Genomic DNA, 22,057 nt, shown 5'->3' with positions numbered 1-22,057 from the left:
AAGCCAGATGTCCCATGGCCCAAGAAACCTCTGAAATTCCGGAAGCACCCAAGGATTTCCGCAGCCTCTTCTGGCTGAGCCTCGGCTCGGTCGGCGTCGTCTACGGCGACATCGGCACCAGCCCGCTCTACGCCTTCCGCGAGGCGCTGAAGCCGATCGCCGATGGCGGCATCGAGCGCGAGGAGATCATCGGTCTGATCTCGCTCATCATCTGGACGCTCACCATCATCGTGACGCTCAAATATGTACTCTTCCTTCTCAGGGCCGACAACGACGGGGAGGGCGGCACGCTCTCGCTCCTGGCGCTCCTGTCGAAGAAGGCCGGCAGCCATGGCTCGGTGCTGATGATCCTCGGATTGATCGGCGCCGCGCTGTTCCTCGGGGATTCGATGATCACCCCGGCGCTCTCCGTTCTCTCGGCGGTCGAGGGTCTGAAGCTCGTGACGCCGGATCTGGAAAGCTTCATCGTGCCGATCTCCGTCGGCATCCTGATCGGGATCTTCGCCGTGCAGTCGCACGGAACGGGGGCTGTCGCGAAGTTCTTCGGCCCGATCACCGCCGTATGGTTCGTCGTCATGGCGCTTGGCGGCGTCGTGCATATCGCCGACGATTTTGGCATCCTCGCCGCCTTCAATCCCTGGCATGCCGTCAGCTTCCTGCTGCGCGAGGGCTTCCTCGGCATCATCGTGCTCGGCGCCGTCTTCCTGACGGTCACCGGTGCCGAGGCGCTTTATGCCGACCTTGGCCATTTCGGCCGCCGGCCGATCCAGTGGGCCTGGTTCGCCCTGGTGTTTCCCGCCCTGGTGCTGAACTATCTGGGGCAGGGCGCGCTGGTGATGCAACACCCCGAGGCCGCCTCTGATCCGTTCTTCCTGATGTTTCCGGAATGGGCGCTGCTGCCGGTCGTCGTCCTGGCGACGGCTGCCACCATCATTGCCAGCCAGGCGGTGATCACCGGCGCCTTCTCGCTGGTGCGCCAGGCGATCCATCTCGGCTTCCTGCCGCGCATGCAGATCCTCTTCACCTCGGAGACCCATACCGGGCAGATCTACCTGCCGACGGTGAATGCCCTTCTGCTGTTCGGCGTGCTCGCGCTCGTCCTGCTGTTCCAGAGCTCCGAGGCGCTGGCGACGGCCTATGGCATTTCCGTGACCGGGGCCATGGTGGTCACCACGATCATGGCCTTCAGCTTCGTGCGCACCCGCTGGAACTGGAGCGCCATGACGTCGATCGTCCTGCTGCTGCCGCTGTTCGTGCTCGAACTGGTGTTCCTCGGGGCGAACATGCTCAAGGTGCATGACGGCGGCTATGTGCCGGTCCTGTTTGCCGCCGGCTTCACCGTGGTGATGTGGACCTGGCGTCGCGGCACGGCCATCCTGTTCGCCAAGACCCGCCATGCCGACGTACCGCTTGCCTCCTTCATCGCCGCGATCGAGAAGAAAAGCGAGCACGCGCCCGTCAGCGTCGCCGGTACGGCGATCTTCCTGACCAGCGATCCGGAGACCGCCCCGGCCGCCCTGCTGCACAATCTCAAGCACAACCACGTCATCCACGAGCGCAACATCATCCTCACCATCAAGACGGTGAACCGGCCGCGGGCAACCGAGGCGGAGCGCTTCGTGGTGGAACAGCTGTCCGAACGCTTCTCGCGCGTCGAGATCCGCTTCGGCTTCATGGAGAACCAGAACGTCTCCAAGGCGCTGGCCAATCTGCGGCGCGGCGGCCTGAAGTTCGACATCATGTCGACCTCCTTCTATCTCGGCCGGCGCAAGCTGGTTCCGGATGCGAAATCGGGCATGCCCTATTGGCAGGATCGCCTCTACATCACGCTGGCCAACACGGCGACCGACCCGTCGGACTATTTCCGCCTGCCGGCCAATCGCGTCGTCGAACTGGGCTCCCACGTCATTATCTGAAGGGACAGTCCCGGATGCCTTCAAAGCCGCCGTCGCCCGGCGGCTTTTTTGTACCTGCGGTGACAGGGACGGCATGCGCATTAACCAAGCATCAAGGTTAATGACGGATATTTCTCTAATATAGCCGTTGTAACGTGTGGAGTACCGGTTTGCGCCCGAGAAGCCGTCTGCTGAAGCTGTCCGCCTTGCGTCTGGAGCGGTGGACTTCGCCCTTGCTCTTTGGCCTCGTTTCATGGCTTGCCTCCCCGTCGATCGCCGCCCAGGCCGATCTCGCTGGCCTGATCACCGGCAACGACCGGGGCAGCAGCAACTGGCGCATGGTGCTGACCGCATCGCCGGCGGGATCGATCCATCAGGCACAACTCGCCTTTGGCGACTCCGGGGTTTCGTCCTCGCTCAACAAGGACAGCGGCATCCTCCTCCCCGACGGCCGCAAGATCGCCTTTGACGGCGGCAAGGACGAAGCCGATCCGCTGCCCGACGAGGATCGCGTGACCCGCAGCCTGAAGAAGGGCAGGGTGATCGCGGTGGAGGCGATGCAGCCGCCCAAAGCCTTCACGGCAGGCTCGGTATTGAAGCGCACCTCCTCGCTGATGGATCCAAAGAAGACGCCGAACGAACTGACGGCCTTCGTCCGCTCCAAGGCCAAACCTGTAGAACTCGCAGCCTTCTATTTCAAGAAGCCGGAACCGGCCGCGGACATCGGCGTGCCGCCCATGCTCGCTTCGCTCGTCACCAACCGCCAGGCGGATGTGCTGGCGACGGCATATGCGCCGGCCGAGCCGGATTTCGCCAGCGTTTCACCATTCGATGCCCTGCTGACCAGGAAGCCCGAATCCGGCCGCTTCGTCCCGACCATCGGTCCGAACGATCATGCCTGGGCGGCCAGCGTGCTGCCGCCATCGGTCTTCTCCGCCCGCGAACAGCAGTGCCTCGCCTCGGGCATCTATTTCGAATCGCGCGGCGAATCGGTCAAGGGCCAGGCCGCCGTCGCGCAGGTCATCCTCAACCGCGTGCGCAATCCGGCCTATCCCGACACGATCTGCGGCGTCGTCTACCAGAACGAGGATTGGCGCAATCGCTGCCAGTTCTCCTTCGCCTGCGACAACATCAAGGATCGGGTGAACTCCCAGCACCACTGGAAAGTCGCCCGCGAAGTGGCGCTCGCCGTCACCGCCGGCAAGATCTGGCTGAAGGAAGTCGGCTCCTCGACGCATTATCATGCGATCTATGTCCGCCCGGGCTGGGCCCGCACGATGAAGAAGGTCGGTCGCATCGGCCTGCACGTCTTCTACCGCACCTATGGCGGCGGCTGGAGCTGATCCCCGACCAAATGGCGGCGCTCCTTGCGACCATTGGCGCGGTTTTCCCGCCAAGTGCTCCCCAAGATTCGGCGCTTTCAACTTAAGTCTATGATTTTCCCCGGTTAATTTGTGGTGAAACTTGCCCTTGGTATGCCTTGACTATGGGGGCTCTCAAAATTATGGTGCGCGCGACTTCAAGACGGGCTGGAAGGGTTCAAATCCTGCCGTATCTACATTGCTGTCGGGCCAAGCGCGGTCCGGAGAAACGCAGAACGGACGGAGGGGATCATGACCGATAACCGTGAAGAGGGTCTGGAAGAGCGTCGCAGGCGCCTGGCTGCCGAACTGGCGGTCAAGGGTGTCGAGACGAGTGGTGAAAAAGCCGCCGACGAGCGGGCCGAGCAGAACCGGAAAGGTTATGCCGAGGCCATGAAGCTCTCGAGCGAATTTATCTCCGCCGTCGTCGTTGGTGCAATCCTGGGCTATCTTTTCGACCGTTTTGTCGGTACTGCGCCCTGGGGCATGATCGTGCTCCTGTTACTCGGGTTCTGTGCCGGTGTTTTGAACGTGCTGAGGACTGCGGGCAAGGTGGCGTCGCCCCATCCGGCGGACCGCAGCACTGAGGCAGAGAATAAGCGCGACGCCGGCTGATCAGGGCCGCGAAGCGCTACACAGGCAGACCTCCGCTCGCGGGCGGACTAAAAGCGAAAGAGACCAGACGGTGTCAAACGATCCGACTCATCAGTTCCAGATCCAGAAGATTGTTCCGATCGAGATCGGCGGGATTGATTTTTCGTTCACCAATGCTTCGCTGTTCATGGTCGCAACGGTCGCCTGCGCTTCCGCCTTTCTCTACTTCTCGACCTCGAGCCGCGGCCTGATCCCGACCCGCGCGCAGTCGGTCGCCGAGATGTCCTACGAATTCATCGCCTCGATGCTGCGCGAAGGCGCCGGCAGCCACGGCATGAAGTTCTTCCCCATGGTCTTCTCGCTGTTCATGTTCGTGCTGACCGCGAACCTGCTCGGCATGATGCCCTACTTCTTCACCATCACCAGCCAGATCATCGTCACCTTCGCTCTGGCGATCTTCGTCATCGGCACCGTGCTGGTCTATGGTTTCATGAAGCACGGCTTCGGCTTCCTCAAGCTGTTCGTGCCCTCGGGCGTGCCGGCGGCGCTGCTGCTGCTCGTCGTGCCGATCGAAGTGATCTCGTTCCTGTCGCGTCCGATCTCGCTCTCCATTCGTCTGTTCGCCAACATGCTGGCCGGACACATTACGCTCAAGGTGTTCGCAGGCTTCGTCGCCTCGCTCGGAACCCTGGGTGCGCTGGGCATTGGCGGCGCCATTCTGCCCCTGATCATGACCGTCGCTCTGACGGGTCTCGAGTTCCTCGTCGCCTTCCTGCAGGCTTATGTCTTTGCGGTACTGACTTGCATGTACCTCAACGACGCAATTCACCCTGGCGGGCACTAAGGATCACCGACATTGACGTCTGAAGACGTCAGTCATTCGCCGCAACAACCATTCTAAGGAGATCAATCATGGAAGCGGAAGCAGCAAAGTACATCGGCGCAGGTCTGGCTTGCTTTGGTATGGCCGGCACGGCTCTCGGCCTCGGCAACATCTTCGGCAACTACCTGTCCGGCGCACTGCGCAATCCGTCTGCCGCTGACAGCCAGTTCGGCCGTCTGGTATTCGGCTTCGCCGTTACGGAAGCTCTGGGCATCTTCTCGCTGCTCATCGCTCTCCTCCTCCTGTTCGCCGTCTAATACCGGCCGGGTTCTGGGGTCACGGCTCGCCCTGAGGCGGCCGTGATCCTTCGCATTTGAGAATACACCTGGAGGTGAGCATGTTTGTGACCCCCGCCTTTGCCGAGGAAACTCCGGCGCAGGGCCAGACCCATACGGGAGAGGCTCCGGCACAGGGCCAGATCCACACGGAAGAGGCTCCGGCACAGGGCCAAGTCCACACGGAGACCGGCGTCGCCGAAGACGCAGGACATGGTGGCGGCGTTTTCCCGCCGTTCGACCAGTCTACCTATGCATCCCAGCTGCTCTGGCTGGTGATCACGTTCGGTCTTTTCTACGTGCTCATGCAGAAGGTCATCGTGCCGCGCGTCGGTGGCATCCTGGAAAACCGGCATGACCGGATCGCCCAGGACCTCGATGAGGCCGCCCGGCTGAAGTCCGAGGCCGATACCGCCATTGAAACATACGAGCGCGAGCTCGCTGCTGCCAGGGCAAAGGCCGGGCAGATCGCAGCGACCGCGCGCGACAGCGCCAAGGCCAAGGCCGACGCCGAACGGACCGCAGTCGAAGCGGAACTCACCGGCAAGGTCGCAGCCGCCGAGGCTCGCATCGCCGAGATCAAGGCAAAGGCTTTCGCTGAAGTCGACACCATCGCCGTCGACACGGTCGGTTCGATCGTCGAGCAGCTGATCGGCACCAAGGCAACCGCCGCCGACATCAAGGCCGCCGTCAGCGGCGTCGCCGGCAAGCAGGGGGCTTGAACATGCAATTCGACGCAACATTCTTCGCCTTCGTCGGCCTTCTCCTGTTCTTCGCCCTGATCGTCTATCTCAAGGTTCCGGGCATGGTGGCGAAGTCGCTCGACGCCCGCGCCGACAAGATCCGTGACGAACTGGCGGAAGCCAAGCGCCTGCGCGAGGAAGCCCAGCACGTTCTGGCTGAATACCAGCGCAAGCGTAAGGAAGCCGAAGCGGAAGCCGCTGGCATCGTCGCCGCCGCCGAACGCGAAGCGGCCATGCTGACGGCGGAAGCCAAGCAGAAGACCGAGGAGTTCGTGGCGCGCCGCAATGCGCTCTCCGAGCAGAAGATCAAGCAGGCCGAGACGGAAGCCGTCAACGCCGTGCGCTCGGCGGCCGTCGACCTGGCTATTGCCGCAGCCGAAGCGGTGCTTGCCAAGAAGACCGATGCGGCCGTGCAGAACAACCTGTTCAAGGGCTCGCTTGGCGAGGTCAAAGGCCGCCTCAACTGAGGTGCCGATCATCGTGAGTGTTTGAAGAGCCGGGCCGAAGCGCCCGGCTTTTCTTTGCCCGATGGAAGGAAGGTCGAGGCGCTGGTAGCATCGGGCGCCGCATGCCGGGCCAGACACATCATTGCAGCGATTGGCGGCGAGATATGCGTGCCGGCACGCGCAACGTCGTGCGTCAGGAAAGCGGCTCGTCGAGGATGTCCTCGCCATCGCTGCGCAGCGGTCTGAAGCTCATGCGGTGCAGGATGCAGGGGCCATGCACGGCGATGGCCGCGCGGTGGCGGTCGGTGCCATAGCCGGCGTGGCTGTCGAAGCCATAGGCGGGATAGACGAGGCCGGCGCGGGCCATCATGCGGTCGCGCGTGACCTTGGCGACGATCGAGGCGGCGGCGATCGACAGCGACCGCGAATCGCCCTTGACCACGGCCCGTCCCGAGCAGATCAGCCCGTCCGGCACGTCGCGCCCGTCGGCCAGCACATGCAGTGGCGGCAGGGCAAGGCCCGCCACGGCCCGGCGCATCGCGTCGAGGCTCGCCTTGCGGATGTCGCGCGCATCGATGTGGCGGGGCGAGGAGGAGGCGATGGAGACCGTGGCGGTGGCGAGGATCGCATCGAACAGGCGCCCGCGGTGCGCGGCGGTCAGCTTCTTCGAATCGTTCAGCCCTTCGGGGATGTCCGCTTCGTCGAGAATGACGGCCGCCGCAACGACGGGACCGGCGAGCGGCCCCCGCCCGGCCTCATCCGTGCCGGCGACGGGGAAGAAGCCGCGCTTGGCCGCCAGCCTCTCGAACTCGAAATCGGGGCTGGCCGGCAGGTCGGCGAAAAAACTCGGAGAATCGGGTGGCGTGCGAGATTTCATGCGGCAGAAATCGCACGCGCACCCGATCTCCTGCAAGTCCCCGGCATCGACAGCCGGCAGGGGAAGCGGCCGTCGGGGCGGCAGCCAGGGACTTATCTTCCGGCGCAAGGCGGCGGACCGCACCGGAAACGGCAGGGGAGGGCGAGCCGACCCCTAAGGAGGGCAGGCGAGAGACGGCTCGCCTGGGTATCTGATGCGTCTGGATGCGTCCTCCTGGGCGCATCCGCATGGTGTCAGAGCAGCGACAACTGCACGCCGCTGCCGTCCGGCGGCACGAAAAGATCGTCGCGCAGATGCACGCTGCGGCGAACCATGCCGAGCCGCTTGGTTGCCATCTCGAAGCGCCGGCTGATCTGCCAGGCGTAGGGACCGGCGCCCTTCATGCGCTTGCCGAACTCGGCGTCATAGTCCTTGCCGCCGCGCATGGAGCGCACCAGCGACATGACGTGGCGATAGCGGTCCGGATAGTGCTGCAGCAGCCAGTCCCGGAACAGCGGGCTCACTTCCAGCGGCAGGCGCAGCAACACGTAGCCCGCCTCCCGGGCACCGGCGGCCTTGGCCGAATCCAGAACCCGCTCGATCTCGTGGTCGTTGAGGGCAGGGATCACCGGCGCCATCATCACGCCCGTCGGCACGCCGGCCTCGGTCAGCGCCTTGATCGCCTCCAGCCGCTTGGTCGGCGTCGAGGCGCGCGGTTCCATGGTGCGGGCCAGCTTGCGGTCGAGCGTGGTAACCGAGATCGCCACCTTGGCCAGGCCACGTTCGGCCATCGAGGACAGGATGTCGAGATCGCGCAGCACGAGCGCCGACTTGGTGACCACGGTCACCGGATGATTGGCCCGGTCCAGCACTTCGAGGATCTGCCGCATGATGCGCCATTCCCGCTCGATCGGCTGGTAGGGATCGGTATTGGTGCCGATCGCGATGGTGCGCGGCTTGTAGCCGACCTTGGCAAGTTCCCGCTCCAGCAGTTTCGGCGCATCCGGCTTGGCGAACAGCTTGGCCTCGAAGTCGAGCCCGGCGGAAAGGCCCATGTAGCCATGGGTCGGGCGGGCGAAACAATAGATGCAGCCGTGCTCGCAGCCGCGATAGGGATTGATCGAGCGGTCGAACGGAATGTCGGGGGAATCATTGCGGGTGATGATGGTGCGCGGACGCTCGACCTGCACCTCGGTGCGGAAGGGCGGCATGTCCTCGAGGCTTTCCCAGCCATCATCGAAGGTGACGCGTTCATGCGGCTCGAAGCGGCCGGACGGGTTCATGCCGGCAGCGCGACCGCGGCGACGGTCCACCTCGATCCTGAGGCCCGAGGAGGCGACTAGTGCGTCGGCAATATCCGCCGTATTGGCGGGCTGGAAGGCAGCCCGCGCCACAAGAGACAGCTCGTTCATGTTTGCTCCTCGCGGGGCCATCACCCCGTCTCGATGATTAAATTCCTAGCGTGGAAAAGAGAACAATGCAAGAACAAAAATGCGAAAGTGGCGGTGGCAATCGTTTGTGCGATGCGATAAACATAGGCAATGTTGACAGTGATGATGGAATGCCGCGATCAGGAGCCGGAGCTCGCCCAGACGCTTTCCGTTCTTGTCGCGGGTGCAGTCGAGGGGCTGGTGAGCGACGTGATCGTGCTCGATCACGGTTCGTCGGACGGCTCGTCACGCGTCGCGGATGCCGCGGGTTGCCGCTTTTATGCGCAGTGGGACATCAAGGACGTGCTGCGCGCGGCGCGCGGCGAATGGCTGTTGCTGGTCGAGGCCGGCGCCCGTCCGCTGCATGGCTGGATCGACGAGATCGGCGAGTATGTCGCGCTCAACACCTCGCCGGCGCGCTTCTCGCAGTCACGCAATCATCGGCAGCCGTTCTTCCGGCGGATCGCCAGAAGCACCCCGCCGCTGGAACATGGTCTGCTGCTGCCCAAGGGCCAGGCGATCGCCGTCGCAAGGTCCGGCATGGCACTGGGGCACCTGGCGCTGGGACACAAGCCGCGCCGGCTATCGAGCGAACTCGTCCCGTCCTGGGTGGCACGCCAGGGCCGAGCCTGAGGCATCGGCCGCCGGCGTGATCTAGCCGATTGTGTTTCCGGTCGTTTCCGTCGCCTGAAAATACCAGTCCGGCCGCAGTCGAGACAATTGTCGCTCCGCAGCGCCGGCGGCGGTTCGATCGTCGAATATGCCGAAGCAGGTCGCCCCCGAACCGGACATGCGCACGAGGCGCGCGCCGGCATTGCGCAGCATGTCCGAGATCACGGCGATCTCGGGAAGGAGCGCGCGGGCAGGGGCTTCGAGATCGTTGCGCTGGCCGGCCAGAAAGCGGATCCATGCCCCGCGGTCGCCATTGGCTGGCGGTTCGTCGATCGGCGGATGGTCCTTATGGGTCAGGCGCCGGAAGATGTCCGGCGTCGAAACCGCTTGCAGCGGATTGGCAAGCACCAGGGCAAAGCCTGGCATGGCGTCCAGCATGTCGATCTGTTCGCCGATACCGCGCGCCCGGAGCGGTCGGCTTTCCAGGCACATCGGCACGTCGGCGCCGAGCTTCAGCGCGATCTCCGAAAGCCTGTCGGGAGAAAGCGAGGCCTGCCAGAACCGCAGGAGGCCTCTCAACGTCGCTGCGGCGTCCGCCGAGCCGCCACCGATCCCTGAGGCAACCGGCAGTTTTTTTTCCAGTTCGATGGCCACCGGTCGTGTCGTCCGCCCCTGTGCGGTCAGCGCATCCCGCAGCAGGTCACGCGCCTTGAGCACCAGATTGCCGTCCTTGCCCTCGGCCTTGTCCGACAGAAGCGGGCCGAAGCGGCCGTCAAGGCTGAACGAATCGCGCTCCGCCGACGAGAAGCTCAGCCGGTCGCCGTGGCTGGCGAAGGCCACAATGCTGTCGAGCAGGTGATAGCCGTCGGCCCGCTGGCCGGTGACGTGCAGCGCCAGATTGATCTTGGCCGGCGCTGCCTCGCGCGTCGCATGGGCGGGCATGACCTCAGTTGCCGTTCTTCGGCATCTTCAACTGCTGGCCGGGATAGATGCGATCCGGATTGCGCTTGAGATCCGGATTGGCGTTGATCAGGTCCATGAAGCGCTGGCCGTCGCCGTAGGTCTCCGTGGCGATCCCCCACAGGGAATCGCCGGCCTTGACCGTGTAGCCGTCTTCGCCGGCCGCAGCCTGGCTCTTCTCGGCGTCCGTCATGGCGCCGGTCTGTGCCGGCTCGCCAGTCTTGGCCGCGACTTCGGGAGCGGTCTCCGGCAGGCCGTCACGAAGCTTCGCCTCGATCTTCGGGATCTCCGCCAGGTCCGGCTTGGAAATCAGCGCCCGCTTCCACTGGTAGGTGGCTTCCAGCTTGCGGCCGACGCGCCAATAGGCGTCGCCCAGATGGTCGTTGATCGTCGCGTCTCCTGCCTTGAGCTCGATCGCGCGCTCCAGCTCCCGCACCGCCTCGTCGAAACGGCCGAGGCGGAAATAGGCCCAGCCGAGCGAGTCGACGATATAGCCGTCGTCCGGGCGAAGCTCGACCGCCTTGCGGATCATGTCGAGGCCTTCGTCCAGGTTGCGGTTCATGTCGACCCAGGAATAGCCGAGATAGTTGAGGACCTGCGGCTGCTCCGGATTGAGTTCAAGCGCCTTGCGGAAATTCGGCTCCGCTTGGTCCCACTTCTTCAGGCGCTCATAGGCGATGCCGCGCTGGAAGAAGATCGACCAATAGCCCTTGGCCGGGTTCGAGCCGATGATCTCGACGGCCTTGTCGTAGTTCGCCGCCATGGCGGGATAGTCCTTGGCGTCGGACAGCACGCTGCCATAGGCGAGATAGCTGCGGATGTCGGCCGGATCGGAATCGATCAGCGACTTGAGGTGGGCGCGGGCTTCATCGACCTTGCCGGTCTCGGCAAGCGTCAGGCCGAGCTGCAGTTCGGAAATGCGGCGCATCGGCGAGGTGGCAGGCACTTCGCTGTAGAGGCGGATGGCCCGTTCCGGCTGCTTGGCAGCCTCGGCGAGCCCGCCGAGCATGATCAGCGTATCGGCGCTCGTCGGGTCGAGAGCGCGGGCAAGCTGCAGATAGAGCATCACGGTATCTTCGGCGCCGTCGCGGTTGAGTGCACCGCCGATCGAGAACAACACGCCGGCCGCGCCCTGGGCGGCGGTCTTGGCGAGCGGTTCCGGCTTTTCACCGGCTTCGATGTGCTCGCGCAAGGCCTTGAACGGGGCGAAGTTCGAGATCAGCTCGTCGCCGGCCGAAATGGCATCCAGCGCCTTCTGCTTGTTGCCGAGCTGCGCTTCGAGTGTCGCCAGCGAAATGACCGTGCGGGTAAAGGTGTCGGGCGCAGTGGCGGCGCCGGACTTGTCGGTCAGCGCATCGACGAAGTTGCGGCGCGCCGCATCGGCATCGCCGGTAAGCGCAGCGATCGCCCCGGCATTGTAGTGCTGGAAGATGCCGTACCATTCGGGACCCTTCAGCCCCTCGACCAGGCTCAGCGCTTCCTTGCCCTGGCCGGCGCCGACCTTGGTCCAGGCGACGAGCAACTGGTTCATCAGCCGGTCGAGGTCGTTCGGTCCGCTGTAGGTGAGGATCTTTTCCGCGCCGGTGAAGTCGCCCTTGCGCACGGCTTCGAGCGCGCGCGCCACGGAGGTGACGCGTTCGACGGCATCGTCGCTCTTCAATTCTTCGGCAAGGACCACGCCCTCATCGAAATCGCCGTTCATGAACAGGGCGATCATCAGCCGTTCCTGAATGTCGAGTTCGTTCGGCGAGAACGACAGGGCCTTCTTGTAGAGCGCGATGGCGTTCTCGTAGTCCCTGTCGGCATCGGCCGTGCGGCCGGCGAGGAAGGCGCCGGAAAACGTGTCGACGCTCTCGAGGTCGAACGTCTGCGTCTCGGCAGGCTTCACCTCGTCGGCGGCCTGGGCATGCACGAGGCCGGAAGGGAACACGCCGACCAGAATGGCGAGCGCCGTACCGGCGAGCAGACGGATGGCAAGACTTTGCCGCATGAAAGAGCCTTTCAAGAATCGATGACCAGCCGACACGGGCTGTTGATACCCCAGAATGCGGGAATGATTCCTGCACAGAATGGCTTTTTTGAAGCAGCCCTGCAAGGCGACCCCCGGTGACCCGTCAGTTGACGCGGGCAATGCAGAAATCGATGACGTCCATCAGTGCAGACTTCCACTCGGTCTCGGGCAGCGGCGCCAGCGCGTCGCGGGCGATGGTGCCGTAGTGCAGGGCACGGGCAATCGTGTCGTTCAGCGCGCCGTATTTGGTGATGAGGCCGAGCGCCTTGTCCAGCCGGGCGTCGTCATTGCGCCCCTGTTCGATCGCTTCGCGCCAGAATTCGCGCTCTTCCTTGGTGCCGCGCCGATAGGCGAGGATGACCGGAAGCGTGATCTTGCCCTCGCGGAAATCGTCGCCGACATTCTTGCCGAGATCGGCCGCCTTGCCGCCGTAGTCGAGCGCATCGTCGACCAGCTGGAAGGCCAGCCCGAGATTCATGCCGTAGGATTTGAGCGCATTGCGGCCGGCCTTGTCGGCGCCGGCGATGATCGGGCCGACTTCGGCCGCTGCAGCAAAGAGCGCCGCCGTCTTGGCGCGGATGACCGACAGATAGTCGTCCTCGGTGGTCTCCATGTTCTTGGCGACGGAAAGCTGCAGCACCTCGCCCTCGGCGATCACCGATGCGGCGGCCGAGAGAACGTCGAGCGCTTCCAACGATCCGACCTCGACCATCATGCGGAAGGCCTGGCCGAGCAGGAAGTCGCCGACCAGCACGCTCGCCTGGTTGCCCCAGATCATGCGGGCGGTCGACTTGCCGCGGCGAAGATCGCTCTCGTCGACCACGTCGTCGTGCAGCAGGGTCGCGGTGTGCATGAATTCCACGCTGGTGGCGAGCTTCACGTCGCCATCGCCCTGGTAGCCGAACAGCGCTGCGGAGGCGAGCGTCAGCATCGGCCGCAGCCGCTTGCCGCCGGACGAGATCAGGTGGTTCGCCACTTCGGGAATCATCTGCACGTCGGATCCGGCCTTCGACAGAATGAGCTGGTTCACCCGTTCCATGCCCGGCTTGGCCAGGTCCACCAGAGGCTGGATGGAAGCCTGTTTGTTTTTGTTTTCCTCAAGCGGTATGACTACGCCCAACGCACCGGACTCCTATTGCATTCTCGGCGCGACAATAAAAAGCGGCCGCATGATGGGCAAGCCCGAATCGGCCGCCTAGGCCTTTTTAGGGAGGGTTTTGAGGCGCCATGCACGAGATAATCCGCAGCAACGACGTCGTTCTCCTGTCCTTTGCCGAGAGTCTGATGAAAGACGCGGGAATTTCCTGCATGATCGCCGATCAGTCCATGAGCATTCTCGAAGGTTCGCTCGGCATGTTGGCGCGTCGCCTGCTCGTGGAAAGTGATCGGGCCGACGAGGCGCGCGCCATTCTCACCGATGCCGGCCTCGGCGACGAGCTGCGTGATCCGGTGAACTGAGCCGTGCCCGCCTCCGAGCAGATCGCCGAGACCGTCGACGCTTTCCATCGCGGCCGCTTCCATCTGGTCCAGCCGAAGGGCCGGGGGCATCGGGCCGGCATGGATGCCATGCTGCTGGCATCTCTGGTCGATGCCGAGGGTGCCGTGTCTGTCGCCGATCTCGGCGCCGGCGCCGGTGCTGCCGGCCTCGCTGTCGCCGCCCGGCTCGCGCATGCCAGGGTGACCCTGGTCGAGCGCTCTCCCGAGATGATCGCCTATGCGGCAAGGAGCCTGGGGCTCGCCGAGAATGCCGCGCTGGCCGACCGCATCTCGCTCATCGAGGCGGACGTCACACTCACGGGCCGGGCGCGGGTCGCCGCCGGCCTTGTCGACGATGTGTTCGACCACGTCATCATGAACCCGCCCTTCAACGATGCGGGCGACCGCAAGACACCGGACGCGCTGAAGGCCGCGGCCCATGCGATGACCGAGGATCTCTTTGAAAGCTGGATCCGCACGGCGGGCGCCATCATGGTGCCGGGTGGTCAGTTGTCCCTGATCGCCCGGCCGCAATCGATTGCCGACATCATCGACGCCTGCGGCCGGCGTTTCGGCGGGCTCGAGGTGACGCCGGTCTATCCGCGGGCCGGCGAGAATGCCGTGCGCATCCTGGTGACGGCGATCAAGGGCTCGCGCGCAAGGCTCAACCTGCGCGCGCCGCTCCTCATGCACGACGATCCGGCAAGCCACAAGTTCTCCGCGCTTGTCGACGATCTCAACAACGGCCGCGCCTCCTATCCCCGCCGCGGGCGATGATTTTCCAAGGTCCGCCATTGTGTTTGTGGCCCCGCATCTTACATCTCGGTGCGACATGAACGACAATGCGAGGTAAGCGATCGATGGCGGGTTTGTTGAAGCGTCTGGTGCCGAAGCGGTTCCGCAATGACGGGCTGGTGATTCCGGTCGTGCGCCTGCATGGCGCAATCATGAGCGGGGGCGGCCGTTTCAAGCAGCAGCTCAATCTCGCAAACGTCGCGCCGGCCCTCGAAAAGGCCTTCTCGAAGAAGGAGAGCCCCGCCGTCGTGCTGTCGATCAATTCGCCCGGCGGCTCGCCGGTGCAGTCGCGCATGATCTTCGACCGCATCCGCGCGCTTGCCGAGGAAAAGAACAAGCGCGTCCTGGTCTTCGTCGAGGACGTGGCGGCTTCGGGCGGTTACATGATCGCGCTCGCCGGCGACGAGATCTTTGCCGATGCCACCTCGATCGTCGGCTCGATCGGCGTCGTCTCCGGCGGCTTCGGTTTCCCTGAACTGCTGAAGAAGATCGGTGTGGAACGCCGCGTCTACACGGCCGGCGAAAACAAGGTCATCCTCGATCCGTTCCAGCCGGAAAAGGAAAGCGACATCGACTACCTGAAGTCTCTTCAGCTCGAGATCCACGAGATATTCATCGACATGGTGAAATCCCGCCGGGGCAGCGCGCTGGCCGACGATCCGGATCTCTTCTCCGGCCTGTTCTGGACCGGGCGCCGCGGCCTGCAGCTGGGCCTCGTCGACAGCCTGGGCGACATGCGCGAGGAGATCAAAAAGCGCTACGGCCGCGATGCCAAGCTGGAACTGGTCTCCGGCTCCAGGGATTTCTTCGGCCGCAAACTCCCGGGCGTCGGTGCCAGCGGCGCCGGCATGGAGCAGATGGCCGCAGCCGCCGTGTCCGGGCTTGCCGACACGCTGGAAGAAAAGGCATTGTGGAGCCGTTACGGGCTCTGACAGCGCGAGGGGACATGTCGCGGATCATCTTTTTCGTCGTTCTGATCGGAGGAGCCTATTTCCTCTATCGCCGCTTCGTATCCGATGCCGAGAAGCTTCAAGCCAAGTCGAAGGCAGCCGAGAAGGAGCGCCAGACCGGCGCCATGGGCACGCTGGTCAAGGATGAGGTGACCGGCGAGTATAGGGTGAAGCGCGAGGAGGAGTGAGGACCTCATTGTCCATCAGGCTGCCATGATATACATTTCCATCGTGTATCCAGGAGGTGCTGATGCAGGTCGCAAAGTGGGGCAATAGCCTCGCCATCCGCATACCGGCGGCAGTCGCCGAGGCACTCGACCTGAAAGTCGGCGATGAGGTCGCTGTTCGTGTGAGCGAACACCGCACCTTTGACATCGAACGCGATGACAGCCGTGAGCAGGCCTTGGCGCGCATCCGCGCTTCGAAGATCAAACTCCCTGCCGACTGGAAGTTCGATCGGGAGGCGGCCAACGAGAGGCGCGAATGAAGCCGCCGTTCCTCGACACGAACATCCTGATCTACGCCTTCACCAACGACCCGCGCGCGGCGAAGGCGCAGGAGTGCATGACGAAGCCGTTCATCCTGTCGACCCAGGCACTGAACGAGTTCAGCAATGTCGCGCTTGGCAAGCTGGGCATGACGGTTGCCGATGTACGCTGTGCACTGCCCGATATCTGTCTCTTGGGAGAGGATGTGTTGTCCCTGGATCGGAACTTGCAGAGCCTTGCCCTCGATATCGTCGAGCGGCACCGGCTGTCATTCTATGACGGGCTCATGCTGGCGGCGGCCTGTCAGGCCGGTTGCGACATTTTCCTCAGCGAAGACATGCAGCATGGCTTGGCCATCGGTCGTGGTCCGCAGGTCGTCAATCCGTTCGTCTGAGAAGCGCAAGCCAGAAGTGAGCGCGGCTCCTAATCCCGCTGACCTTGTGGCGCACAGCTAACCTTTGGCGCGAAAGGCGATCGTGGTCTTGATGGTCATGGGGGCTCTCGCAGTGGGAACACAAATTGCATTCGTCCCTGCTCCAAACTATGTCGCGGCATGAGCGCATCCGTCACGCATGACTTGACCGTCCGTCCCCGCCGTGGCACCAGACGGACCACCCTCGAAGACAAGTTCCGGACGACAGATCCCATGACCGAGACCAGCCTCGCCCCGCATATGGACCCCAAGCGCTCGTTCCAGGCCCTGATCCTGACGCTGCACAACTATTGGGCCGACAAGGGCTGCGCGGTTCTCCAGCCCTACGACATGGAAGTGGGCGCCGGCACCTTCCATCCGGCAACCACGTTGCGCGCGCTCGGCCCCAAACCGTGGAAGGCCGCCTATGTGCAGCCCTCCCGCCGTCCCTCCGACGGCCGCTATGGCGAAAACCCGAACCGTCTTCAGCACTATTACCAGTACCAGGTCATCCTGAAGCCCAACCCGTCCAACCTGCAGGAGCTCTATCTCGGTTCGCTGGCCGCCATCGGCCTCGATCCGCTGCTGCACGATATCCGCTTCGTCGAGGACGACTGGGAGAGCCCGACGCTCGGCGCCTGGGGTCTTGGCTGGGAATGCTGGTGCGACGGCATGGAAGTCTCGCAGTTCACCTACTTCCAGCAGGTCTGCGGCATCGAATGCGCGCCCGTCTCCGGCGAACTGACCTACGGCCTCGAGCGCTTGGCCATGTATGTCCAGGGCGTCGACAACGTCTACGACCTCAACTTCAACGGCCGCGAAGGCGACGAGAAGATCTCCTATGGCGAAGTCTTCCTGCAGGCCGAGCAGGAATATTCGCGGCACAATTTCGAGTTCGCCAATACCGAGATGCTGCACCGGCATTTCGTCGACGCCGAGAAGGAATGCCAGGCGCTGCTCGCGGCCGGCGCTCCCGGCGAGAACGACAATCAGCGCCTGCACAAATGCGTCTTCCCGGCCTATGACCAGTGCATCAAGGCGTCCCATGTCTTCAACCTCTTGGACGCCCGCGGTGTGATTTCGGTGACCGAGCGGCAGAGCTACATCCTGCGTGTGCGCACGCTCGCCAAGGCCTGTGGCGAAGCCTTCCTGCTGACTGATGCCGGCGGGGTCAATCTCGGCAAGGCTGCATGACGGAACGCCGGATCACTCCGGCAAAATCCCTGGCTGGCGGTCTCACCTGGGCCCGCCGCGCCTGGGTCCTGGCGGCCTGCGTCAGCGGGGCGATGCTCACCTTGTCCGTCGGCTTCTATCTCTACCTCGCCTTCGTCAGCTATGTCGTCGAGAAGACCGGTTCGGCCTTTCGCACCGGTGCGGAGAGCCCGCTCTTCCAGGCGATGCTTGAGGTCACGGGGCCGTTCGATCTGTCTTTGGCGGTCCTTCAGGCCCTTACCATCCTGTTTTTCCTGCGCTGGATCTGGCTCTCGGTGCGTCTGGCCAATGCGGTGCGCCGGGACAGCGTCCGATACACTCCATGGACGGCGATTGTCGGCTTTTTCATCCCGGTCGCCAATCTATGGATGCCGCTCTATACCTTGATCGATATCGAGGACTTCGCAGCGGAAAGCGAGAGCAGGGCGGTGTCCTCCATCCCATGGTATCCCGCCGGCATTGTCCTGACAGCCATCCTTGCATTTGGCTTGATGCGGATCGTTGGCGATGCGCCGGTCGACGGCTTCTCCGATCCCGCAGCGAGCCAGCGGCTGATGCAGGTCGCCGCCGTCGGTGCCATCGCCCATCTCGTCCTCCTGATGCTGACCTATGCCTACATGCATGCGGTATCGCCGGGGCTGGAACTGGCGCTGCGCGAGCTTGCCGAAGCCGAAGGGCTGGTATCCACGGCATCGCCTCCGGATGACTCGGCACCCTCGCGATCGGCTGATGACTTTTCCGGAGCGAACCCCTAAGGTCCGCCTATCCTTGCATAAGCCGGAGCATTGCCATGTTTATCACGCTTGCTGTTCTCGTTATCGTCGCCCTCTATGCCGTTATGATCTACAACGGCCTGGTCAAATCCCGGCAGATGACCGAGGAAGCCTGGTCCGGCATCGATGTCCAGCTGAAGCGCCGCGCCGACCTCATCCCCAACCTGATCGAGACCGTGAAGGGCTATGCCGCGCACGAAAAATCGACCTTCGAGGAAGTGGTCGAACTGCGCAACCGTGCCCAGGCCGTGCCGGCCGGAGACGTTGCCGGCCGTGCCGCGGCCGAAGGGCTTCTTGGCCAGGCGCTCGGCAGGATCGTCGCGCTCGCCGAAGCCTATCCGGAACTCCAGGCCAACGAGAACTTCATGGAACTGCATCGTTCGCTCGATACGATCGAAGGCGAGATCCAGATGTCGCGCCGATACTATAACGGTGCCGCGCGCGACCTGAACGTCAAGGTCGACAGCTTCCCGTCCAACCTCGTCGCCAGCCAGTTCGGATTTTCCAAGGCCGGCTATTTCGAGATCGCCAACGACGCCGATCGTGCGGTCCCCACGGTGAAATTCTAAGCGCGGTCGATTTCCGGCCGCTTCGAGACACAGCATGAAAACCGAAAAACTGACCATCATTCCGCCCGGCCGTCCGCTTTCCGGGCGCGTCAACCCGCCCGGCTCGAAATCGATCACCAATCGCGCGCTTCTGCTGGCCGGTCTGGCCAAGGGCACGAGCCGGCTGACGGGGGCGTTGAAGAGCGACGACACGCGCTACATGGCGGACGCCCTGCGTGCCATGGGCGTGACCGTCGAGGAGCCGGATGGCACCACCTTCGTCGTCACCGGAACGGGCGAGCTTAAGCCCGCCGCCGCGCCGCTCTTCCTTGGAAATGCCGGAACCGCCACGCGCTTCCTCACGGCAGCGCTGGCGCTCGGCAAGGGCCGCTATGTGGTCGACGGCGACGAGCATATGCGCAAGCGGCCGATCAAGCCGCTGGTCGAGGCCCTGCAGTCGCTCGGCGTGTCGATCGACGCGCCGACCGGATGCCCGCCGGTGACCATCGACGCGACCGGCGCCTTTGCGCGCAACAAGGTGGTGATCGATGCGGGGTTGTCCAGCCAGTATGTCTCGGCCCTGCTGATGGCCGCCGCCTGCGCCGCCGAACCCTTCGAGATCGAGCTGGCCGGCGCCGATATCGGCGCGCGCGGCTATATCGACCTGACGCTGTCTGCCATGCGGGCCTTCGGTGCTGCGGTCACCCAGCCGACCCCGGCCTCCTGGCGCATCGAGCCGACGGGCTACACGGCGACCGACTTCCACATCGAACCCGACGCCTCCGCCGCCACCTATCTCTGGGGCGCAGAGGTCGTGACCGGCGGTTCGATCGACATCGGCACGCCGTCGGGCGATTTCACTCAGCCGGATGCGAGAGCCCATGAGGTGATCGCTGCCTTCCCGCGCATGCCCGCCGTCATCGACGGCTCGCAGATGCAGGACGCGATCCCGACGATCGCGGTGCTCGCCGCCTTCAACGAGACGCCGGTGCGCTTTGTCGGCATCGCCAATCTGCGGGTCAAGGAATGCGACCGCATCCGCGCCCTGTCGATCGGCCTCAACAATATTCGCGAAGGTCTGGCGGAGGAGCAGGGCGACGACCTGATCGTTCATTCTGATCCGACGCTCGCCGGCCAGAGCCTGCCGGCCGACATCGACACCTTCGCCGATCATCGCATCGCCATGAGCTTTGCGCTCGCCGGCCTGAAGATCCGCGACATCACCATTCTCGATCCCGGCTGCGTCGCCAAGACCTATCCCGGCTACTGGGATGCGCTGGCCTCGCTCGGCGTTCAGTTCAGCCAAGGATAGCGTTTATGAACAAGGTGCTCGGCCTCCTGACAGCAGTCCTCGTCCTTCTTGCTGCGGCCGGGCAGACTTCCGCCGCCGAGGTCATCCGCGACTATCACGCGGACATCGCGGTGGCTCCCGATGCGACGCTCAGCGTGACCGAGACGATCACGGTCCGCGCCGAGGGCCAGGACGTCAAGCGCGGCATCTTCCGCGACTTTCCGCTCTATGCCGAGGATGCCGACGGCCGGCGCATCAAGGTCGATTTCGACCTCGTCTCGGTCGAGCGCGACGGCGAGCCGGAGGATTACCACACCGAGAGCATTTCCGGCGGCATCCGCATCTATGCCGGTTCCGCCGACGTCTTCCTCGATCCGGGCGACTATACCTACACCGTCACCTACACGACCGGCCGGCAGATCCGCTACTTCGAGGATCACGACGAGCTCTACTGGAACGTCACCGGCAATGGCTGGAAGTTCCCGATCCTTAAAGCGTCGGCCAACGTGATCCTGCCGGATGGCGTGACGGCCACGCAGACGGCCTATTCCACCGGCCCTCTCGGTTCCACCGAGACCAATGCCCGCTACCAGCGCGCCGATGACGGGGCGTATTTCGAAACGACGGCGCCGCTCGGTATCGGCGAAGGGCTGACGATCGTCGTCGGCCTGCCCAAGGGGGCCGTGCTTGCGCCGTCGAGCGAGAAGAGCACCTGGTGGTGGCTGCGCGACAACATCAATGCGATCATCGGCTATGGCGGCCTCGGCCTCGTCTTCTTCTACTATCTGCGCTTGTGGATCGCGGTCGGCCGCGATCCGGAAGAGGGCGTCATGGTGCCGCGCTGGGATCCGCCGGAGGGCCTATCCCCCGCTCTGGTCAACTACATCGACAACAAGGGATTTTCCGGCGAAGGCTGGACGGCGCTGTCCGCCTCGCTGCTCGATCTCGCGGTCAAGGGCTATGTGGTGCTCGACGATCTCGAGAATTCGATCGTCGTCAACCGCACCGACAAGCCGGTCAGGGGAAAACTGCCGGCCGGCCAGGCAAGCCTGATTGACGCGCTCGGCGGGCCGGGGGCCAGCCTCACCATCGACAAGGCGAACGGCAAGCGGGTTCAGAGCGTCGGCAAGAAGTTCCGTGACGCGATCGAGAAGGAGCATCGCGGCAAATATTACCGCGGCAATGGCGGCTATATCTTCGGCGGCGTGGCGCTGAGCATTGCCGCGCTCGCAGCACTGCTGATCTTCGGTTCGCTGACCGAGGACACGATAGGGCTCCTCTTTGCGCCGATCGTCATGTCGGCCTTTCTCGGCGGCTTCGCCGTGCGGCTCGGCCGTGGCGTGCGGCGGGGGGCGCCGCTTGTCGTCAGGATCATTTCCATCGTCGGGCTGGCGATCCTCGGCTTCGTTGCAGTCGCCATGTCTCTGGTGTCGGTTCTGGCGATCTTCATCGACCTTTCGGAGGTCCATCAGATCTCCGTGCTGGTCGCGGTGGGCGGCATCGTGTTGCTCAACGCGCTGTTCTTCTTCCTCATGGGCGCCCCCACGCCGGTCGGGCGCAAGCTGATGGACGGCATCGAGGGCCTGCGCACCTATCTGACGCTCGCCGAAAAGGACCGGCTCAACATGCAAGGGGCGCCGAAAATGTCGCCGCAGCATTTCGAGACGCTTCTTCCCTATGCCGTCGCGCTCGGCGTCGAAAAACCGTGGACCGAGACCTTCGAAACCTGGCTCGCCTCGGCCGCCGCCGGTGCGGCTGCCGCCAGCTATCAGCCGGCCTGGTATCACGGCGCCCATCCCGGCGATTTCGGCGGCCGGATCGGCGGCTTCTCGTCCGCCATGGCCTCGACCATCGCCTCCACCATCCCGGCCCCGCCCAAGAGCTCATCCTCCGGCTTCTCCTCCGGCGGCGGCTCCTCGGGCGGCGGCGGCGGCGGTGGCGGCGGGGGAGGCTGGTAGGAGCCACACCTCCCCCTTGAGGGGGGGAGGTCGCCGCGAAGCGGCGGGTGGGGGTGACCTTTGCAGCGGGCAGACTTGCCACCAAAAG

At 64.2% G+C, this 22,057-nt stretch carries 23 protein-coding genes and 1 pseudogene; 19 read left to right on the top strand and 5 right to left on the bottom strand.

All coding sequences use genetic code 11. The features are described from left to right. Positions 1-14 precede the first annotated feature (14 nt). The 7 genes from AC07Y0_RS14670 to AC07Y0_RS14640 all read left to right on the top strand — a co-directional run bounded on the left by AC07Y0_RS14670 (position 15) and on the right by AC07Y0_RS14640 (position 6,218). Positions 15-1,916, top strand: a complete 1,902-nt coding sequence (locus tag AC07Y0_RS14670) for a potassium transporter Kup (protein ID WP_498678468.1) — start codon at positions 15-17, stop codon at positions 1,914-1,916. A 149-nt stretch (positions 1,917-2,065) separates the two neighbouring features. After that, the gene (locus AC07Y0_RS14665) at positions 2,066-3,238 is read left to right on the top strand and encodes a cell wall hydrolase (protein ID WP_498678465.1); all 1,173 of its coding nucleotides are present in this window, start codon (positions 2,066-2,068) and stop codon (positions 3,236-3,238) included. A 270-nt stretch (positions 3,239-3,508) separates the two neighbouring features. Further along, complete coding sequence (locus AC07Y0_RS14660) at positions 3,509-3,871, top strand: AtpZ/AtpI family protein (protein ID WP_498678463.1); 363 nt, start codon at positions 3,509-3,511, stop codon at positions 3,869-3,871. A 70-nt stretch (positions 3,872-3,941) separates the two neighbouring features. Beyond that, positions 3,942-4,694, top strand: a complete 753-nt coding sequence (locus tag AC07Y0_RS14655) for a F0F1 ATP synthase subunit A (protein WP_498678460.1) — start codon at positions 3,942-3,944, stop codon at positions 4,692-4,694. Between the two features lie 68 nt (positions 4,695-4,762). Beyond that, on the top strand, positions 4,763-4,990 hold the full coding sequence (locus tag AC07Y0_RS14650) for a F0F1 ATP synthase subunit C (protein WP_006466154.1): 228 nt from the start codon (positions 4,763-4,765) through the stop codon (positions 4,988-4,990). An 80-nt stretch (positions 4,991-5,070) separates the two neighbouring features. Then, entirely contained in the window at positions 5,071-5,730 is a 660-nt protein-coding gene (locus tag AC07Y0_RS14645) for a F0F1 ATP synthase subunit B (protein ID WP_498678456.1), read from the top strand. A gap of 2 nt (positions 5,731-5,732) precedes the next feature. Beyond that, complete coding sequence (locus tag AC07Y0_RS14640; protein WP_498678453.1) at positions 5,733-6,218, top strand: F0F1 ATP synthase subunit B; 486 nt, start codon at positions 5,733-5,735, stop codon at positions 6,216-6,218. A gap of 172 nt (positions 6,219-6,390) precedes the next feature. On the opposite strand, the gene rnhB is transcribed toward AC07Y0_RS14640, so the two are convergent. Both rnhB and AC07Y0_RS14630 read right to left on the bottom strand, forming a co-directional pair. Beyond that, positions 6,391-7,074: a ribonuclease HII gene (rnhB, locus tag AC07Y0_RS14635; RefSeq protein ID WP_498678452.1), complete on the bottom strand. Its 684-nt coding sequence runs from the start codon at positions 7,072-7,074 to the stop codon at positions 6,391-6,393. 233 nt (positions 7,075-7,307) lie between these two features. Continuing rightward, positions 7,308-8,465, bottom strand: coding sequence for a PA0069 family radical SAM protein (locus AC07Y0_RS14630; protein WP_498678450.1), 1,158 nt, complete (start codon positions 8,463-8,465; stop codon positions 7,308-7,310). A 129-nt stretch (positions 8,466-8,594) separates the two neighbouring features. Here AC07Y0_RS14630 and AC07Y0_RS14625 point away from each other — a divergent pair, with 129 nt between their 5' ends. After that, complete coding sequence (locus tag AC07Y0_RS14625) at positions 8,595-9,116, top strand: glycosyltransferase family protein (RefSeq protein WP_498678448.1); 522 nt, start codon at positions 8,595-8,597, stop codon at positions 9,114-9,116. Between the two features lie 21 nt (positions 9,117-9,137). Here AC07Y0_RS14625 and AC07Y0_RS14620 read toward each other — a convergent pair whose 3' ends face one another. The 3 genes and pseudogenes from AC07Y0_RS14620 to AC07Y0_RS14610 all read right to left on the bottom strand — a co-directional run bounded on the left by AC07Y0_RS14620 (position 9,138) and on the right by AC07Y0_RS14610 (position 13,186). Further along, positions 9,138-10,037, bottom strand: coding sequence for a 4-(cytidine 5'-diphospho)-2-C-methyl-D-erythritol kinase (locus tag AC07Y0_RS14620; RefSeq protein WP_498678447.1), 900 nt, complete (start codon positions 10,035-10,037; stop codon positions 9,138-9,140). Positions 10,038-10,227: 190 nt separating this feature from the next. Then, positions 10,228-12,045 (bottom strand): annotated as a pseudogene (locus AC07Y0_RS14615) (tetratricopeptide repeat protein); the annotation flags it as partial. Positions 12,046-12,169: 124 nt separating this feature from the next. Further along, positions 12,170-13,186: a polyprenyl synthetase family protein gene (locus tag AC07Y0_RS14610; protein ID WP_498678445.1), complete on the bottom strand. Its 1,017-nt coding sequence runs from the start codon at positions 13,184-13,186 to the stop codon at positions 12,170-12,172. 107 nt (positions 13,187-13,293) lie between these two features. On the opposite strand from AC07Y0_RS14610, the gene AC07Y0_RS14605 reads away from it, so the two are divergent. The 11 genes from AC07Y0_RS14605 (at position 13,294) to AC07Y0_RS14555 (ending at position 21,969) form a co-directional block, all read left to right on the top strand. Then, positions 13,294-13,524, top strand: a complete 231-nt coding sequence (locus tag AC07Y0_RS14605) for a putative signal transducing protein (RefSeq protein WP_454744795.1) — start codon at positions 13,294-13,296, stop codon at positions 13,522-13,524. A gap of 3 nt (positions 13,525-13,527) precedes the next feature. Beyond that, on the top strand, positions 13,528-14,319 hold the full coding sequence (locus AC07Y0_RS14600; RefSeq protein ID WP_498678443.1) for a tRNA1(Val) (adenine(37)-N6)-methyltransferase: 792 nt from the start codon (positions 13,528-13,530) through the stop codon (positions 14,317-14,319). An 83-nt stretch (positions 14,320-14,402) separates the two neighbouring features. After that, the gene (locus AC07Y0_RS14595) at positions 14,403-15,269 is read left to right on the top strand and encodes a S49 family peptidase (protein WP_498678440.1); all 867 of its coding nucleotides are present in this window, start codon (positions 14,403-14,405) and stop codon (positions 15,267-15,269) included. Positions 15,270-15,283: 14 nt separating this feature from the next. Next, complete coding sequence (locus tag AC07Y0_RS14590) at positions 15,284-15,475, top strand: hypothetical protein (RefSeq protein WP_498678438.1); 192 nt, start codon at positions 15,284-15,286, stop codon at positions 15,473-15,475. A 62-nt stretch (positions 15,476-15,537) separates the two neighbouring features. Continuing rightward, positions 15,538-15,774 (top strand): AbrB/MazE/SpoVT family DNA-binding domain-containing protein, encoded by a 237-nt coding sequence (locus AC07Y0_RS14585; protein WP_498678436.1) that lies wholly within the window; start codon positions 15,538-15,540, stop codon positions 15,772-15,774. Then, positions 15,771-16,169: a PIN domain-containing protein gene (locus AC07Y0_RS14580; protein ID WP_498678434.1), complete on the top strand. Its 399-nt coding sequence runs from the start codon at positions 15,771-15,773 to the stop codon at positions 16,167-16,169. Before AC07Y0_RS14585 ends, AC07Y0_RS14580 begins: the two co-directional genes overlap by 4 nt. A gap of 279 nt (positions 16,170-16,448) precedes the next feature. Beyond that, entirely contained in the window at positions 16,449-17,381 is a 933-nt protein-coding gene (locus AC07Y0_RS14575) for a glycine--tRNA ligase subunit alpha (protein ID WP_498680243.1), read from the top strand. Further along, the gene (locus AC07Y0_RS14570) at positions 17,378-18,154 is read left to right on the top strand and encodes a DUF4328 domain-containing protein (RefSeq protein ID WP_498678432.1); all 777 of its coding nucleotides are present in this window, start codon (positions 17,378-17,380) and stop codon (positions 18,152-18,154) included. The genes AC07Y0_RS14575 and AC07Y0_RS14570 overlap by 4 nt, the downstream gene beginning before the upstream one ends. A gap of 35 nt (positions 18,155-18,189) precedes the next feature. Next, positions 18,190-18,741, top strand: a complete 552-nt coding sequence (locus AC07Y0_RS14565; protein ID WP_498678430.1) for a LemA family protein — start codon at positions 18,190-18,192, stop codon at positions 18,739-18,741. A gap of 34 nt (positions 18,742-18,775) precedes the next feature. Next, positions 18,776-20,032: a 3-phosphoshikimate 1-carboxyvinyltransferase gene (locus tag AC07Y0_RS14560; protein ID WP_498678425.1), complete on the top strand. Its 1,257-nt coding sequence runs from the start codon at positions 18,776-18,778 to the stop codon at positions 20,030-20,032. 5 nt (positions 20,033-20,037) lie between these two features. After that, a complete protein-coding gene (locus AC07Y0_RS14555) occupies positions 20,038-21,969 on the top strand; it encodes a DUF2207 domain-containing protein (protein WP_498678423.1) in 1,932 nt (643 codons plus the stop codon). Positions 21,970-22,057: the final 88 nt, after the last annotated feature.

The organism is Allorhizobium sp. GW101-3B10, assembly GCF_059424725.1.
The sequence above is the reverse complement of the archived record's forward strand: the minus strand, read 5'-3'. Positions and strand labels throughout refer to the sequence as shown.